The following is a 2,779-nucleotide window of genomic DNA, read 5'->3' as shown; positions in this document are numbered from 1 at the left end:
GCCTTGCGGGCGGGGGCGGGCTTGCCGCCGCCGTTGCCCTGCTGGAGGGCGTCCGTCAGTTTGCGTACAACGGGCGCTTCGATGGTCGAAGACGCCGAACGGACGAATTCACCGAGCTCCTGGAGCTTGGCCATGACGACCTTGCTCTCGACACCGAACTCCTTGGCGAGTTCGTAGACCCGGACCTTAGCCACTTCGCTCCTTTGAGGTCCGGGTGAAGCCGGACCGTCGCTAGTTCATGGGCGTACTCATCGCGTACTCATCGAGTGCTCATCGCAATCTCGACCTGCTTTCGACTCGCGAGGTACCTAGACCGCACGGGGGGTTCCGTGCGGCACGTTCTTACCGTGTTGCCTGATCGGCAACTGTTGTCTGCTCGACGTATCGACGCAACGCCTTTGTGTCGAGCGCTCCCGGGGCGCGCAGTGCCCTCGTGAACGCCCGGCGGCGAACCGCCTGGTCGAGACAGACCGGTGTGGGATGCACATACGCACCCCGGCCGGGCAGCGTACCGCGTGGATCAGGGGCGCATGCACCCTCGATCAACACGACCCGCAAAAGATCGGCCTTGGCCGCTCGCTCCCGACACCCCACACAGGTGCGTTCAGGGCATGCTCGGGTGCGCGTCCGGCCAGACACCGTTAAGTCTACCTCCCCGTAGGCGCCTCACCCCTTTGGGGCAGGATTCGAACAGTTGCCGCGCCCGAACCTGTCGTGATCTGAACGACCCGCGGCTTGGATCTATTCCCCGGCCCGGTCGTCCCCGGCCGGTTCCGTGTCCGGCCGGATGTCGATCCGCCAGCCGGTGAGCCGGGCGGCGAGGCGGGCGTTCTGCCCTTCCTTGCCGATGGCCAGGGACAGCTGGTAGTCGGGCACGGTCACACGGGCCGACCTGGTCGCCATGTCCACGATCTCCACCTTGGAGACGCGGGCCGGGGACAGCGCGTTCGCCACCATCTCGGCCGGGTCGTCCGACCAGTCGACGATGTCGATCTTCTCGCCGTTCAGCTCGCCCATCACGTTGCGCACGCGGCCGCCCATGGGGCCGATGCAGGCGCCCTTGGCGTTCAGGCCGGACCGGGTGGACCGTACGGCGATCTTCGTGCGGTGACCGGCCTCACGGGCGATCGCGGAGATCTCCACGGACCCGTCGGCGATCTCCGGCACCTCCAGGGCGAAGAGCTTCTTCACCAGGTTGGGGTGCGTCCGGGACAGCGTCACGGACGGGCCGCGGACGCCCTTGGCCACCCGGACGACGTACGACCGCAGCCGCATGCCGTGGGGGTAGGTCTCGCCCGGCACCTGCTCCTGGACCGGCAGGATGGCCTCGAGCTTGCCGATGTCGACGAGCACGTTCTTCGGGTCGCGGCCCTGCTGGACCACGCCGGTGACGATGTCGCCCTCGCGGCCGGCGTACTCGCCGAGCGTCGCGTCGTCCTCGGCGTCCCGCAGGCGCTGCAGAATGACCTGCTTGGCCGTGGTGGCCGCGATACGGCCGAAGCCGGACGGGGTGTCGTCGAACTCGCGGGGCTCCTGGCCCTCCTCGAGGTCGTCGGGGTCCTCCTTCGCCCACACGGTCACATGACCGGTCTGCTTGTTGAGCTCCACGCGCGCGTGGCGGCGGCTTCCCTCGGTGCGGTGGTAGGCGATGAGGAGGGCCGATTCGATCGCCTCGACCAGCAGGTCGAAGGAGATCTCCTTCTCCCGAACCAAGCCCCGCAGGGCACTCATGTCGATGTCCACGGCTACGCCTCCTCTTCCTTCTTGTTGTCCTTGCGGCTGAACTCGACCTGGACGCGCGCCCGGACGATGTCGTCGAAGGCGAGTCTGCGCGCGGTGGCCTTGCGGCCCTTGACCCCGGGCACCTCGGTGTCGACGCCCTCGTCGTCGACCTTCAGAATCCTGGCGACCAGCTCGCCGCCCTCGGCCAGCTGGAACTTCGCCAGCCGGTCCGTGGCGCGGACGTAGTGCCGGTGTTCCGTGAGGAGGCGCTCCGCGCCCGGGGTGCCGACCTCTAGGGTGTACTCCCCCGCGCCCATCGCGTCCGTCTCGTCGAGCTTCGCCGAGAGCACGCGGCTCACATCGGCGATCTGGTCCAGGTCCGCGCCCGTGTCCGAGTCGACGACGACGCGCAGCACACGCTTGCGACCGACGGAGTCCACTTCGATCTCTTCGAGATCCAGGCCCTGGGATGTGACGAGCGGTTCCAGCAGTTCTCGCAGCCTCTCGCTCTGGGTGGTGCTCATCCGGGTGACTCCTCGGCCGCGTGTGCTGTTGTGGGATGGGTCGCGTGTCTGATCAAAGGGTATCCGGTCGCGGGGTGTGTTGCCGTCCACCCGGTGACGAACGGTGCCGCTGAGTGGTCCCGGGCGGGGGCCCGGGTACCGTGATCACGGGCGTTCAGCCCTGAGAGCCGTTTTTTCTCGTACGAGCCCCCCGAGGACGTCTGACGTGCCGTTCCCCTCATCGCCGCGCGCCCGCTCGGGGCCGCGCAGAAGGAGTCTGCTCGCTGTCGGCCCGACGGCCCTCACCCTGGCCGGCTGCACCGCCGGCGGTGAGGGCCCGGGCGACCCGGAGGACGGCCCGTCCGGGGCCGACCGCCGGGCACGCGCGCGTGCGGCGCGGGACAGCGAGGGGCTGGTGGAGCGGTACGACGCCGTGATCGCCGCCCACCCGGGGCTGGCGGAGCGGCTGCGGCCGCTGCGGGCGGCGGCCGTCCGGCACGCACAGGCCTTCGCCGGGGGCCCGGGCCGGAAGGCGTCCCCCTCCCCTTCCCCCT

4 protein-coding genes and 1 pseudogene are annotated in these 2,779 nt (G+C 69.5%); 1 reads left to right on the top strand and 4 read right to left on the bottom strand.

Annotation, left to right across the window (positions count from 1 at the left end; genetic code table 11):
• The 4 genes from CA983_RS42425 to rimP form a co-directional block, all read right to left on the bottom strand.
• The coding region (locus CA983_RS42425; protein WP_143645775.1) for a translation initiation factor IF-2 N-terminal domain-containing protein at positions 1 to 194 on the bottom strand (194 nt) is incomplete at its 3' end.
• 148 nt (positions 195 to 342) lie between these two features.
• Complete coding sequence (locus CA983_RS42420) at positions 343 to 639, bottom strand: YlxR family protein (RefSeq protein WP_086605959.1); 297 nt, start codon at positions 637 to 639, stop codon at positions 343 to 345.
• Positions 640 to 741: 102 nt separating this feature from the next.
• Positions 742 to 1,743 (bottom strand): transcription termination factor NusA, encoded by a 1,002-nt coding sequence (gene nusA / locus CA983_RS42415; RefSeq protein WP_086605958.1) that lies wholly within the window; start codon positions 1,741 to 1,743, stop codon positions 742 to 744.
• Between the two features lie 2 nt (positions 1,744 to 1,745).
• On the bottom strand, positions 1,746 to 2,246 hold the full coding sequence (gene rimP / locus CA983_RS42410; protein ID WP_086605957.1) for a ribosome maturation factor RimP: 501 nt from the start codon (positions 2,244 to 2,246) through the stop codon (positions 1,746 to 1,748).
• A 205-nt stretch (positions 2,247 to 2,451) separates the two neighbouring features.
• Here rimP and CA983_RS42400 point away from each other — a divergent pair.
• Positions 2,452 to 2,779 (top strand): annotated as a pseudogene (locus CA983_RS42400) (hypothetical protein); the annotation flags it as partial.

Source organism: Streptomyces swartbergensis (genome assembly GCF_002148965.1).
In the GTDB taxonomy this organism is placed as follows: domain Bacteria; phylum Actinomycetota; class Actinomycetes; order Streptomycetales; family Streptomycetaceae; genus Streptomyces; species Streptomyces swartbergensis.
This window is presented reverse-complemented; position numbering and strand designations above follow the sequence as displayed.